The following is a 12,491-nucleotide window of genomic DNA, read 5'->3' as shown; positions in this document are numbered from 1 at the left end:
ATTATTTCTCCGCCAACAGGTCTTCAATTTCATCCAAGAGGCCAGACACCCGCTTTTCTTTGGTGCGGATCTGCTTAAGGATATCGCTGGGCGCTAAATGCTCGGATTCTTTCTGTTTGGCCGGATTTTTAGCAGATAGGTCATAGTCTTCAGCCAATTTACTGGCTGAAACTGTCCAGGAACGCTCAGTGGTTTCGCGGCTGTTATACAGCTCAACAAACTCTTTTAGGTGATTATCGGTGATCGGTTTGTTTTTGGTAAGCTTTTGCTCAGGCTCACATTCGTAATACCAGACCTCGCTGGTGCCGCCACTGCGCTCAAAAAACAGTACGTTGGTTTTAACGCCTGAGTAGGGCAAAAATACGCCAGCAGGTAGGCTTAAAATGGTGTGCAGATTAAAGTTTTCCAGCAGCTCTTGTTTGACTTGTTTAAACGCACTGTTGGTTTGGAACAGTACGCCTTCTGGTACTACGATGGCTGCCTTACCGCCACTTTTTAGTGCTTTCATAAAGTGCTGTAAAAACAGCAATTCAGTCGCATTACTCTGGATAGGAAAGTTTTGCTGAATTTGCGACTTTTCTTTACCACCAAATGGTGGGTTCGCCAAAATAATGTCGTAACGGTCTTTCTCCTGAATATCGCGGATATTTTGGGTAAGGGTATTACCACGGAACAGGTTAGGTGACTCGATGCCATGCAAAATCATGTTCATCATGCCCATCACATAGGCCAGCGAGGTTTTTTCAAAACCAAAGAAGGTATCACGTTGGATAAAGTCCCACTGCTCGGTAGAAAGCGCACTCCTTTTAGCTTTTAAGTGGTCAAAGGCTTCGACTAGAAAGCCGCACGAGCCAGCCGCTGCATCGTAAATGGTTTGACCAGCTTGTGGGTCAATGGCCTTGATCATGGCACGTACCACGGGGCGCGGGGTGTAAAATTCACCCGCATAGCCACCGGCATCCCCCATGTTTTGCAATAAGCCTTCATAAACTAACGAGAGCTCAAACATTTCATCACTGGATTGAAAGTTCAGCGTATCGATAATATCCAACACCTCACGCAAGGTATGGCCAGACGCCACCTTGTTGTCTAAATACTGGAAGATGGCACCAATTTTATAGGCGAAGGATTTTGGGTCTGCTCCCGTAACGGCGGCATTGGCAAAGCTCTTTAAGTACGGAAACAACTCGTTATTAACATAATCGGTTAAGTCATCACCTGTGCGAACTTTGTTGATATCTAGCTTGCCCTCAGCATTTTTCGGGCAGGCCCAATTTGACCAACGATGTTCTTCATCCAACACCGGTTGATAATCTTTACCTGATAGTACTGCTTCATCTTCTTTTTCAGATTCATAATCATCCAAAAACTTTAAGAACAGTACCCACGAGGTTTGCTCGGTATAGTGCATAGCACCACTAATGCCATCGTCGCGGCGCAGTATGTCGGTAATTCGGTCAATCTTTTGTTGTAATGACATGGCTTATAGTTTTCCGATAATAAAATTGTACATATTGGTGATGTCTTCGCTGATTTCGTCTGGCGGAATCAGGTCGATATAGTCTTGGAGTTTTGCTGGGTCTAAGCCTTCGCCATCGGTGTTAATCAGCGGGTTGATAATGTCTTTGACGTTCATCCTACGAATATCGTCGTTATCACCAGGATTATTGGACTGAAGGTGATTGCGCTGCGCAATATCACCATTGTTTATTTGGCCAAGCAGATTGTGGTGCGCCAATGCGGTGTATGAGAGCAAATAGTTTTTGATTTCACGGCGTTTCCAAGCCAATAGATATGGCGATACGTTGGTGCCACGAGGCCATTGAATGGCATTTAGCAACTCACGGTACACTTGCCCGTTCACTTGAACGCCATTGGCAGCATTCCAGTCCAATGCCGCCTCGTCTCGATCACAAATTAGGAAAATCTGTGTTGTTACAAGTGGTGATTCAATCTTGCTTAAGCCATGTAACCAATCTATTTTGCCCTTGCCAAAGGTTTCGTTAGCAGTAGCGTAGCTGGACGACTTTTTCATTGCATGCACAGTGGCTAATCGATTTACGTCTAACCCTGCACGTGAGGCGAGTTTGGTAAAGATAATCCAGTCGTTGTAGTCATCTAATAAGGCGATGTTAGGCAGCTTGCCACACACCTCAAATTCAACGGATTTGGCACGAGAAAGTACACTGAGTCGGCTGATTAGTTGCTTGATTTTGTTGTCTTCATTGATTCGGCCGTGTTCCACAACTTTCAAGTGTTCTATGCGGTTTTCTTTTGCAGAAATAGAGTCCAACAGGTGTGTCGTAGTAATCGCATGGCCTTGTATGCCGTGTAATAGAGACCATAGTTTCTCTACGTTTTTGTAGTGCAGGTGCGAATCTGCTTCATCAAACAGGAATAGAGTATTCGGTGCATCAAAAAGGTCTATCAACGCGTATAGAAAGAGCAGTTGGTATTCACCGTCGCTTAACTGGTCAAGCTCTATTCCATCTTTAAAAACGAGTTTGTAGCCTTGTTTGTCTATGAAGTAATCGTTGTCTGCCGCTTGGGTAAAAAAGCTCACTTCAGGCTCAAACGCTGTATTTTGAGCTTGGGCATTTACATCACCGGCCTCTATACCTTCTTCACCTGCTTGTGCTTGTCTTGGATAATCGAACGAAACATCTATAATTCGGCTTGCTAGTACTTCAATAGTTCGCTTACGTAGCGGTTGCTCAAACTCATAGTCTCTAGAGTGAAAGGTGCTAATAAAGCTGTCTAACGAACGGAAGTAAGGCGTATTTCGTAGTGTATCAACTTCGCCATTTTCTTCGCGCTTCAGGGCATCCTGAACTCGCTTGACGTAGTTTTTATCAATTTTGAATGCGCATTTTAAGCACGTAGTTTGGTCATCACCTTCAAATGCTGATTCTGTAACATAGCCTCGTTCGCGCAAAAATGAACGAACTTTGCCACTACGCTTAGTCGCCGTTGCGAGGAAAATGAGTAATTTTGACCAGGGCTTGTCAAAGTAAAGGCACTCTAAACCCAACCCTCTACCAGCTTGACGTTCGCGTTTTAAGTAAATACCAAACTTTTCAGAGTAGTTTTCATTCTGCCCTGAAGAAAAGCACACCACATTTAGGTGGTGATGTGCGCGTTTGTTTAACCGCTCTTCAAATACTGACTGCAAGATGCTGGATTTACCGCTGCCATTTTCACCAATCAAGGTCGCTACTTTGTTGATATATAGGGTTTGGCGCTGGTCGTGCAGCGGGTTAGGCGCTAGTGTTAGTTCCATTTCAATTCACGTGATATAGCTGTTGTTGTAATTGTTTAAAAGCCGCCAGCAAATAGGCTGGTTTTCCACCGAATGCTGTTGAGGCATCTTTGACAGTACCCAACCCTGATAGCTCGATAAGCGCTGGCAAGCGCTCGCGCGATAGCTCGGTGCTGCCAGTTTGCTCATACCTGTTAAGCACAAAGTGCAAAAACCGCTGTGCCTTTTGTTGTTGGTACTGATTAAAGAAGGTGCTGTTAGTGCGTACTTGATCGGCACGAGCTTTACGGGTTGCCATTGGCTGTTCAAAGGCTAAAAAAGCCAACAAATCGAAAATATCGCACTCTTCTGCTTCAAACATGAGTCGTAGTGTGGCGAGTTGCTCTTTATCAAAACCTGCTTGTACGAGTTTACCGAGCAAGGTTTCGCGCTCGTCTGGGTCTGACCATATCTGCCGCAATTCCTCAACCGATCTAAACAACCCTGGTAATTGGGTGATCAAGCGCTCAACAAATTCTTGCACAGTGAGAGGTTTGCCGTTTTCATCGATATAACGAGTTTCAACGTCAATGACTTTCAGTTCTCGGTGTTTGCCGAGCTTTACTTTCAACCGAGGTTTTGTTTCACCCGGTTCAGGTTCTGGGCCATCTGTTCCTCCGGGTGGTTCTGGTGTGTATGGCGGTGGTTTAGGCTCCCCTGTGCCACCGGGCTCTGGTGCTTCAGGCTCGCCATCCCAATCTTTGTCATAAAACTTATTGGTTGCACCGCGAAAATCGACAATCGTGAAATAGTCTTTGCCATCAAAAACACGGGTTCCGCGACCGACAATTTGTTTAAACTCCACCATGGAGCCAACGGTTCTATCCAGCACTACGTTACGCACGTTACGGGCATCTACCCCCGTGGTTAACATTTGCGATGAGGTAATAATGGTGGGGATATCTTTGTCATTATCTTGGAATTTTTCCAGTAGCTCGCGGCCAACTTTACCTTCGTCACTGGTTACACGAACGCAGTAGTGTGGGTCTTTAACTTTTTTATGTTTATTGATCATGTCGCGCATGGTGAGAGCATGATTTTGGTTTTCGCAAAAGACGATGGTTTTTTCTAGTGGATTGATATTGTCCAAAATGGCTTTTGCGACCAGCTCGGTACGTTCATCAACAATGATCTTCTTGTCGTAATCTTCTACCTGATAGACGTCTTGCCCTGATTCACCTTCGATCACTTGGTCATCTTTGGTCAGCACGAGCTCGTCTAAGTTGGTACGTACCCGCTTAACACGATATGGCGTTAAAAAGCCATCGTTGATACCGTCTTTTAATGAGTATTCAAATGCAGGAGTTCCAAAGTAATCATAGGTATCCACATTAGCTTCACGTTTTGGTGTGGCTGTTAAACCTACATGCACTGCACTGCCAAAATGATCGAGTATGGCTCGCCAAGAGCCTGTCTCATTAGCACTGCCACGATGACACTCGTCAATCATTACAAGGTCATAGAAATCACTTGGATACTCTTTGTAATAGCCTTCAATGTTTTCACGCTCAGCAATGGCTTGGTAGATAGCAAAAAAGATATGTGCATTGGTTGGCACTACACCGCCACGCTTGCGTACCTCTTCCCCATTTATCTTAATAAGGTCTTTTTCATAGGGGTTAAAAGTATTGATAGCTTGGTCGGCCAAAATATTGCGATCAGCCAAAAACAATATTCGTGGTCGTCGACTACCTGGTGTTTCTTTGTTCCAACGGGACTGAAACAGTTTATGGACGATTTGGAAGGCAATAAAGGTTTTACCTGTACCTGTCGCCAGCGTTAACAGTACGCGAGGCTTACCTTTACCAATGGCATCTGTGGCAGCATGGACAGCTAATTCTTGGTAATAACGCGGCTGCATTGCGCCTTCTAAATGAAAGGGCACATTACGAAGTTGCTGGCCTAGATCCGAATTAACACCCGCGTAGCGGTTTTCAAGCTCTTGTGGTGTTGGGTAAAACTCGATGTAGTCGCCTTTGCCAGTTTCTAAGTCGAACTCATAGGTTTGTATACCGTTGCTTGAATAGACAAAGCGAACGAGTAGCTTCTTGGCATAGTCGATGGCTTGTTGAAGGCCTTTGGTTGGATGTTCTGATTCTTTTTTTGCTTCAACAACTGCAAGGTAACGATTGTCTTTGTGGAGCAGATAATCGACGAAGCAACGACGACCACGGACACCGCCAGCAAGCTTACGGCCATCGGTAAAGTAATGTTCCCGAATGATGTTGCCCGGTTGCCAATGTGCGGCTTTTAACGCTGGATCGATGTAGTTTGCTCTGGTATCTGCTTCTGACGACATATATCAACTACTCCCTCAACGCTCTAGTTCTACTAAAGCTTTTTCTGCGATAGTCCATGGTAAACGCCTACCATTGGCTTGCATCTGCCTGTAGGCCTCTCGCGCTTGTTCTGTGTTAATTTGCTGATGTACTACCAGCTGGCTTACTAGCCAAATTGTGCCTTTGACAATAGCAGCTTCTTTCTCAGCTGCTTTTCTAAGTACCATATCTCCCGTTAGCAAAGGGCACTGCTCTTGCTTAGCTAAAGCAAGGGCAAAGCAATCGTTTCTACTTGCTTGGGTATAGGTGCCTGTCAGCTGCATGGCATACATCATTGATTCTGAAGAAACCTCTTTTAACGCTAACCCTAAATTGGGTAAGTGGGAATGTTCTTCTTCTAGCTCTTCGAAAAAAAGAATATCTGGCGTTGCGAAATCAAAAGGTAATTGAAACATAGCTTCCAACAGGCCGCCTTCTTCCATATCAATGAGGATATTGGCGTCACTAATTAAAAGTTGCTGCACTCAACACCTCCAACTTTCGTTCTTTATGAAAGCTAGAGACAGACATGCCAAGTAACTCAGCGGCTTTTGATTCCCCTATGTACTCCTCACCTAAAGCACGGTAAACCAGTTGCTTGTGTAGATATGTCGACTCATGAGGGTAGGCCTTCCCAGGCTCTTGAGTGCGCCATCCATTTTTACTAAACAGCATAAACAAGTTTTTCTGAGTCGCTGGCGTAATAATCCCACATTGCCCAGCACGAAACAGTGCTGCCAACATGCTAATACCATATTCATGCTTAATCATGAATAATTCACGTGGTTCGATGTGACGGCGTTTTTCGCCCAAGTGTTCAATAAGTGTTTGAGCAGGGAGAAGAAACGCACCAGCAAACGTATTACAAGCCTTCTCTTCATCAAGACCTTCAGCCAAACGCCCATGCACAACCAAATGACCGAGTTCATGAGCCAAGGTAAAGCGCTGTCGATCGCCGCTTTGAGCCGTAGAGATAACCACTACAGGCGTGTTCCCGATTTTCCCCGCAAGACCGTCAAACTTTTTATCCGTTGCCACATCAGTGGTAATGATCATCACTCCTTTAGATTCGAGGGTATCGATCATATCGTGGATTGGATTTAAACCAAGATCCCATACATGGCGCATTTGAACCGCTAAGTCTTCGGCTTGATCCAAGCGAGTTATTTGCTCAGGAAGGTCATCAGGTAGCTCGAAATCAGGGATAGGTTTCACGGAATCTGGATAAAGCTCTAAAAGCTCTTGCCAACGTTCAGCTTGATCTAAGACGTCACCATTGATTCGATCTAGTACTTTCTTTGGGGTGCTAGCACGCTTGCGGTACTCAACACCTTCTAACTTCACCTTGGTCGGTCGAAAGAAGTATTCGGTGCGTACATCTAGAGCTTTCGCAAGCTTAAGCAAGTTTGAAGAAGAGGGCATAGTTGTACCATGTTCGTACTTTTTAATGGCGTTAGCGGACAGGCCAACCTCACTAGCTAATGCACTCATTGATAGCCCGGCAGCCTTGCGGGCTCGTTCTAGGCGTTCTGCAAACATGGTATCCTCTCAAACAACGGATTGGTTTATAAAAATGGAAAAACAAAGTAAATTATAAACCCTGTTGGTACACTTTTCTATAAGTTTCATAGTGCAGAAGTCACATTGGTTGAATGTTTGACCTTATTACACCTATATATGGACGCTGTCATATCAGAACAAAGTCACAGTTCTAAACTTTCAGATATGTTGAGTGCGTCTTCCATCTCTACTCCTAAATAACGAATGGTATTATCCAACTTAGCGTGACCTAGTAGTAGTTGAACAGCCCGAATGTTTTTGGTTCTAGCATAAATTAGCGTCGCCTTTGTTCGACGCATTGAGTGCGTACCATACAGATAGGGATCGTAGCCGAGTTCCGTTGCCCAACGGCGAATAATATTGGCATAGCAGCTATAACTCATTGGTTTACCTTGTTTACGAGGGCTCGGGAAAAGGTAGTCTGACGCAGATAACTGGCTGTGCATTAACCATTGAGTCAATGACTGTACGGTGCGTGAGGTGATCTCAAACTGTACCTCTCTGCCCGTTTTACTTTGACTGTAAAGCACGCGTTCTTGAATCACACTACCAGAAGAGATATCCCTCACTTTCATCCTGAGCAAATCACATGAGCGCAACTTGCAATCAATGGCGAGATTCAGCAAGGCCAATTCCATGATGTTACCTTCGATTTCGAGTCTAGTACGAATTCGCCAGATATCTTCAAGCTTGAATGGCTTTTTTTGCCCAGTTAGATGACCTTTTTCGTCCACATAATTGACCTCCAGTCTTACTTTAGAAGTGGCCTTATAAAATTTAGATAAGGGGAGTTGAATGATTATGCAGTAAGGGGGCTGAGAAATATTGCAGGTCTAAGCGCGCTAGAGTATTTAGTCTAACGAATTTTGGGGCAAAAACAATTTAAGCAGCCTATAGCTTGCTCCTCGTTACCAGCTTGAGATAAGGGAAAAACAGCCAGGCTGGTGGCCTGACTGTTTGGGTTGAGGCAGGTTAAATCCGCTTTAAAGGCTTAACCACGCTTTCTAAGCCTTCAACTTTTAATGCTAAGCACAATTGCATCAGCTCCCCGAGCTCGCCGTCGGGGAATTCTGCTTTGTTTTGAAACCACAGTAAGTATTCTTCAGGCAGATCAATCAATACACGGCCTGCGTATTTGCCAAACGGCATGCGCATATTGGCCAATTTAATCAGTTGCTCTTTGTCCATGAAGCATTCCTTGTCGATTACGCCGTGGCTTGTTGGGGGTTCTCACGCTGCTGAGCAATCATTTCGAGCAACATGGTTTCACGGATCAGCGATTGCCCGGCTTTGTCGCTGTTTGCCATCACCGCTTTGTTGTGCGCGATCGCGTGAGACAAATTCACCCACACAGGTCGCATGCCGTTATGGATCTCGTAGTGCTCAAACGTGGGAGTACCCAGCTCTCGATCGACTTGGCAATAGAAGCAGTAAGAAAACATGTGCATCACATCGGCACCGTCACGATACCAAGGGCGATATTCTTCAAAGCAGCCAAACGGGCGAATATCACGAATATGTTGTGCGCCCGTTTCTTCTTGTAGCTCGCGGATCATCCCCTGCTCTGCGGTTTCACCCTCGTCAATACCGCCACCGGGTAACGAATAATCATCATAGCGTGCTGTGTACATCAAAAGGATCTCATCCCCTTGCAGCGCAATCGCGCGGGCCGCATGGCGTGTGATAATGGTTTTGTTGTCGAGCGGTAACACGCGCTCATCGGTGTGTTGGGCGATAATTTGCATAAAGAACTCAGGCAATACAAAAGCAAAGCGCGCGAGTATAACACACTCGCACGATTCGCCGCAGCGCGTTGCAAACCGCGAACGCCGTTACGCCAAGGCGGTGCCTTTTTCTGGTACATAGCCGCTCGCCACAAAGTGAACAAACGCTTCTTTATCTAACACCACCGCGCCTTCAGCGTGCGCTTTTTCTATCATTGCGTTGCTAGCGAAATCACCAAAGCAGAGCACATCAACCGCCTCTTGCGTGTGATCGTTAATCGTCATACCGCTTTGCAGTGCCATCTCTGATAACTGACTTTCTTCATCGTTTGGAAAGCCTAAGAAGCTAACTTTAAACCAGCCATGTTTAGGGGTGGCAAGTTTGATCAAGCCCTCAACCGAACGCGCCGAGTCGGTGTTGCTCACGCGAGTATCATTAGCTTGAGCGGGCGCGTGATGCTCAGCAGATGCCGAAACAGACTCAGAAGCCACCGCGTCTGACCACGTAAAGGGGCCGAAGTCCGATAAACCTTCACAGAACTGAATGACTTTATCTTTCGCTGGGCCAGACATATCAGCGGGAAACGTGAAGTGAATCGTGCCATCGGCGTTTTCACTCACGTCGATATCTTTCACAAGCCAAGCCGGCAGTCTTTTTGTCACCGCTGGCTGGGACGGTGTCTGCATGCTGGCGGCTGATGTGGTTTCCTTGCCGGTTGGTTTTAATTGCTCAATGGCATTTTTCCACCCCCACTTGAGCGCTTGGCGGACTAAATAAAACCCAAAGCCCAATGCGCAAAGGGCCAACAAACTTAACGTCGCTGACCATATAGACTGCGGGTTAGTGGGGCCATTAACAAATAACATAAATGCAATCACCATATAGCCAAAGCCGAGAATACGGCTAAACGCGCTATACTTTTTGTCCAATAAGGTCCAAACACACAGGTAAGGAATAAAAAGGATTCCTACGATTAAAAGGCCACTCGGCTTGGTGGTGGCGCGTGCATCAGTATTCATGATGGTTGTCTCTGCGATGAATAATCATACGGCGAAAGGAAACGCGCGAAGCCGCTGGGGTTCCGCACACGGAGCGCGCATAAAATTACGCCAACGTCCAGAATAATGCGAGCTATATGTCTTATTTTATCGACCTTCTTCCCGAACCCATTGCTCTTGGCTATCCAGCGTGGTGCTAGAAAACCCGTATGGACGAATTTATCGGCATTATTGACAGACTCGCCCGTGCAAGTAAGGTTAATCCTGTGACGACGCGAGACCTTTTGCGTATACTGCCCGCCCTTACCGATTAAGACAGAGAGATCATCATGAGAGTTTGTGCTGTTGATTTAAAAGCCAATGAAGCGAACATTGTATTGCTAGACAGCGACAACGGCTTGTTTTCTGTGCCTGAGTGCCGCGCAAAAAAGATCACCGTTGCCAAGCCTGAAGCGCAAGAAAGCATCCAACACTTTCATCGCACCATGAGCAAGCTGGTCGAAGACTATCAGGTAGAAAAGATTGTGATCCGCGAGCGCCCAACCAAAGGCAAATTTGCCGGTAGCAGTGCTGGATTCAAGCTAGAAGCCGCGTTGCAGCTAATTGAGGGAACAGATGCTGAGGTGCTGCCAAGCAGCGTAATGAAGCAAACCCTAAAACGTCACCCTGTTGATGTGAGCTTAAAAGAACTCGGCCTTAAGCAGTTCCAAGAACAAGCGTTTTTAACCGCTTGCGCGTATTGTAATCAGCACACCAACTAATTAAGTGACAACCACAAGGATGTGTTATGAGCCAAATCACTTATGCATCACCACTCGGTGAGTTAACCTTAACCGCGAATAGCGACGGACTCACCGGGTTGTATTTGCCTAAACGCGCACCGCAACCCGTTGATGCATCGTCTCACTCCGCCCAACGAGTACTGGATGAAGCATGTCGTCAGCTAGATGGTTACTTCAATGGCACGCGCCAACAATTCTCTTTGCCCCTCGCCCCACAAGGCACGCCCTTTCAGCAACGGGTATGGCAAGCGCTACAAGCAATTCCGTATGGGCAAACGGCCAGCTATCAGACCATTTCCACCGCTATTGGTAACCCAAAAGCCAACCAAGCGGTAGGCGGCGCGAATGGCAAGAATCCAATTTCTATCATCATTCCTTGCCATCGTATTATTGGTCGCCAAGGGCAGCTGATTGGCTACGGGGGCGGTCTTGCGGCCAAACAAGCTTTGTTGATGTGGGAAGCAACCGGCGAATGGCCAACCACGCTCCCCAATCCGCAAAGTGGTAAAGAAAAAGCCTTTGTCGCTTAGCTATGCTGCTAACGCTTTTATCAGTCGCTCTGGGGTAAGTTTAAAACCGCAGTGCAGGTAAAAGCTTTGCGCATCGGCTTTGTGATAACTCGGGACCACTTCAATCTGATCACACCCTCTTGCCTGCAAACAGGTCTCCGCGGCACTGAGTAACTGGCGGCCGAGTGTCATGTCTCGAAAGTGTTCATCCACCATAATGGTGCTGATGCGCCCGACATGGTTGGATTTATCCAGTTGTAAGATCACATTGAACGCCACCACGCCTGCGACCAACCCACAAAGCTCAGCGACTAATACGTTGGCATCCTCTGCGTGAATCAAATCGGTGAGCGTTTTCTTCATTTGACGCCACGGAAGTGGGTCAGGCTGACAGCGCTCACACAAAGCGCAAATGGCATCGATATCGTGAAGGGTTGCCTGTCGAATCATGGTGTCTTCCTTGGTTGCCGAAGATAAGTCTCTAACATTTGCGATGGGCTAGGCCGTTGCATGGTAGCCCAGCCCCTGAACGATAAAGCGACGACTATTGTGCCTGTGCCATTTGCCCGCCTTTGACACGTGAAAGGGTGACGCGACGGTCAAAGAAGAAGCCTTCATTGTCAGCTTGGTCGGCCAATGGCTGGCTGTCTCCATACGCAACCGTATCTAGCTGCGCCGGATCGACCCCAACCGAGACCAAGTAGTCATAAACCGCTTGCACACGTTGCTCTGACAGCGCTTGGTTATAGGCTTTGTGCCCCCGTGGGTCGGCATACCCGGCCAATTGCCATTGCGCATCCGGCATTTGCTGGATAAACCCTGCCAGCTCATCAAGCTGAATCATAAAGTGGGGTTCAATCTCGGCCGAGCTGGTTCGAAACTGAATATTCATCGCTAAGTCGATATCCTCGATAGAATGTTGCTCGGTGCGCAAGCGGGCAAGCTCTAATTGAGCTTCGTTGTATTTTTGCGTGACAAGACTCAGCTGCTCATTTTTCGCATTCATCGTTTCAATCGTATCTTGCTGCTCCGTCGCAAGTGTTTCGAAGCTCGCGTTTTGCCCCATCACGGTGCCGATAATCGCTCCCGCGACTGCGCCGACCGGTCCGGCCACTAACGCGCCAGCCACCGCGCCGCTGCCCATACCAATCAATTCTGGTTTTTTGTCTCGCTCAACATGTGTGGCGGCCATCCCTTGTGGGGTTGCCACGACAAACATAGAAACCGCGAATACAGAGTGTGTGAGTGCTTTTTTGATATCCATAATGTCCTCGAAAGTGTGTTTGTTGTGCCGTGCTGGC

The 12,491-nt window shown here is 46.9% G+C and carries 13 protein-coding genes; 2 read left to right on the top strand and 11 right to left on the bottom strand.

Annotated features, from left to right (window positions below):
- Position 1: 1 nt before the first annotated feature.
- The 9 genes from N7E60_RS15395 to N7E60_RS15355 form a co-directional block, all read right to left on the bottom strand.
- Positions 2-1,480, bottom strand: a complete 1,479-nt coding sequence (locus tag N7E60_RS15395; RefSeq protein ID WP_269598984.1) for a type I restriction-modification system subunit M — start codon at positions 1,478-1,480, stop codon at positions 2-4.
- A 3-nt stretch (positions 1,481-1,483) separates the two neighbouring features.
- Positions 1,484-3,280, bottom strand: coding sequence for an ATP-binding protein (locus N7E60_RS15390; protein ID WP_269598983.1), 1,797 nt, complete (start codon positions 3,278-3,280; stop codon positions 1,484-1,486).
- A 1-nt stretch (position 3,281) separates the two neighbouring features.
- Complete coding sequence (hsdR, locus tag N7E60_RS15385; protein WP_269598982.1) at positions 3,282-5,597, bottom strand: EcoAI/FtnUII family type I restriction enzme subunit R; 2,316 nt, start codon at positions 5,595-5,597, stop codon at positions 3,282-3,284.
- Positions 5,598-5,612: 15 nt separating this feature from the next.
- Positions 5,613-6,101: a PIN domain-containing protein gene (locus N7E60_RS15380; RefSeq protein ID WP_269598981.1), complete on the bottom strand. Its 489-nt coding sequence runs from the start codon at positions 6,099-6,101 to the stop codon at positions 5,613-5,615.
- Positions 6,082-7,155 (bottom strand): helix-turn-helix domain-containing protein, encoded by a 1,074-nt coding sequence (locus tag N7E60_RS15375; protein ID WP_269598980.1) that lies wholly within the window; start codon positions 7,153-7,155, stop codon positions 6,082-6,084. The genes N7E60_RS15380 and N7E60_RS15375 overlap by 20 nt, the downstream gene beginning before the upstream one ends.
- Positions 7,156-7,319: 164 nt before the next feature.
- A complete protein-coding gene (locus N7E60_RS15370; protein ID WP_269598979.1) occupies positions 7,320-7,910 on the bottom strand; it encodes a tyrosine-type recombinase/integrase in 591 nt (196 codons plus the stop codon).
- A gap of 238 nt (positions 7,911-8,148) precedes the next feature.
- Positions 8,149-8,364 (bottom strand): DUF3820 family protein, encoded by a 216-nt coding sequence (locus tag N7E60_RS15365; RefSeq protein WP_077457216.1) that lies wholly within the window; start codon positions 8,362-8,364, stop codon positions 8,149-8,151.
- A 17-nt stretch (positions 8,365-8,381) separates the two neighbouring features.
- A complete protein-coding gene (locus tag N7E60_RS15360) occupies positions 8,382-8,921 on the bottom strand; it encodes an NUDIX hydrolase (protein ID WP_096631691.1) in 540 nt (179 codons plus the stop codon).
- Positions 8,922-9,008: 87 nt separating this feature from the next.
- Positions 9,009-9,920 carry a hypothetical protein gene (locus tag N7E60_RS15355; RefSeq protein WP_269598978.1) on the bottom strand — a complete coding sequence of 304 codons (912 nt, stop codon included), beginning with the start codon at positions 9,918-9,920 and terminating at the stop codon, positions 9,009-9,011.
- A 308-nt stretch (positions 9,921-10,228) separates the two neighbouring features.
- On the opposite strand from N7E60_RS15355, the gene N7E60_RS15350 reads away from it, so the two are divergent.
- On the top strand, positions 10,229-10,660 hold the full coding sequence (locus N7E60_RS15350) for a DUF3010 family protein (protein WP_077480849.1): 432 nt from the start codon (positions 10,229-10,231) through the stop codon (positions 10,658-10,660).
- 26 nt (positions 10,661-10,686) lie between these two features.
- Positions 10,687-11,211: a methylated-DNA--[protein]-cysteine S-methyltransferase gene (locus tag N7E60_RS15345; RefSeq protein ID WP_269598977.1), complete on the top strand. Its 525-nt coding sequence runs from the start codon at positions 10,687-10,689 to the stop codon at positions 11,209-11,211.
- Here N7E60_RS15345 and N7E60_RS15340 read toward each other — a convergent pair whose 3' ends face one another.
- Both N7E60_RS15340 and pdsO read right to left on the bottom strand, forming a co-directional pair.
- Complete coding sequence (locus tag N7E60_RS15340; protein ID WP_069588709.1) at positions 11,212-11,640, bottom strand: GNAT family N-acetyltransferase; 429 nt, start codon at positions 11,638-11,640, stop codon at positions 11,212-11,214.
- Positions 11,641-11,734: 94 nt separating this feature from the next.
- The gene (gene pdsO / locus N7E60_RS15335) at positions 11,735-12,454 is read right to left on the bottom strand and encodes a sortase-associated OmpA-like protein PdsO (protein ID WP_269598976.1); all 720 of its coding nucleotides are present in this window, start codon (positions 12,452-12,454) and stop codon (positions 11,735-11,737) included.
- Positions 12,455-12,491: the final 37 nt, after the last annotated feature.

The organism is Salinivibrio proteolyticus (assembly GCF_027286365.1).
GTDB lineage: Bacteria > Pseudomonadota > Gammaproteobacteria > Enterobacterales > Vibrionaceae > Salinivibrio > Salinivibrio proteolyticus.
The sequence above is the reverse complement of the archived record's forward strand: the minus strand, read 5'-3'. Positions and strand labels throughout refer to the sequence as shown.